Annotated in this window: 2 protein-coding genes; both read left to right on the plus strand. The window is 69.7% G+C overall.

Annotation, left to right across the window (positions count from 1 at the left end; all coding sequences use genetic code 11):
- Nucleotides 1-446, plus strand: a 446-nt coding sequence (locus C3488_RS39720; protein WP_103845643.1) for a GntR family transcriptional regulator, incomplete at its 5' end; no start/stop codon positions are given.
- The coding region (locus C3488_RS39725; RefSeq protein ID WP_146068039.1) for an ATP-binding cassette domain-containing protein at nt 443-780 on the plus strand (338 nt) is incomplete at its 3' end. The genes C3488_RS39720 and C3488_RS39725, both read left to right, overlap by 4 nt.

Here is a 780-nt window from a genome sequence, read left to right on the forward strand (position 1 = left end):
TCGACCGGTCCAGCAGTGTTCCCGCCTACGCACAGCTGGTGCGTCAGGTGCGCGAGGCGTTGCGGATGGGGCGACTGCATCCGGGGGATCAACTGCCGACGGTCCGCAGTGTGGTGACCTCCTGCACGGTCAATCCCAGCACGGTGCTGAAGGCGTACCGGGAGCTGGAATTGTCGGGCCTGGTCGAGGCGCGGCAGGGGGCGGGCACGTTCGTCAGTGGCTCCCTGGGGGAGGCGGATCCCCATGTCATGGCGCGGCTGCGTTCGGGACTGGCCCGGTGGCTCGGGCAGGCACGGGAGGCGGGGCTGGAGGACGAAGACGTGCAGGCCTTGATCGCCTCCGTGGTCGCCGAGGACACGCTGAACCAGTCGCGAGCGAACGCTGGCCCGTCGGCGCAGGAACCGGCGCGAGAGGTCCGGATGCGGACTGAGGGAGGCGCGGCGTGAGCGAGGAGCCGACTGCTGTGGAGGCGCGTGCGGTGAGCAAGCGTTACGGCGACGTGTGGGCGCTGCGTGAGTGCAGCTTCCGGTTGCCCGCCAACCGGATCATCGCCCTGGTCGGGGCCAACGGCGCGGGCAAGTCGACGCTGATGAGCATCATCAGCGGCATGATGCCCGCCACCAGCGGCACACTGCTGGTCGCCGGCAAGCCGGTCACCCACGGCCGCAGGGGGAGCGCCGAGAGCGGGAACCGGGTGACGATCCTGGCTCAGGACAAGCCGCTGTACCGAGACTTCAGCGTGGCGGACATGCTCCGGTTCGGCCAGTACACCAACCGCGT

The sequence above is a fragment of the Streptomyces sp. Ru72 genome (assembly GCF_002920635.1).
In the GTDB taxonomy this organism is placed as follows: Bacteria; Actinomycetota; Actinomycetes; order Streptomycetales; family Streptomycetaceae; genus Streptomyces.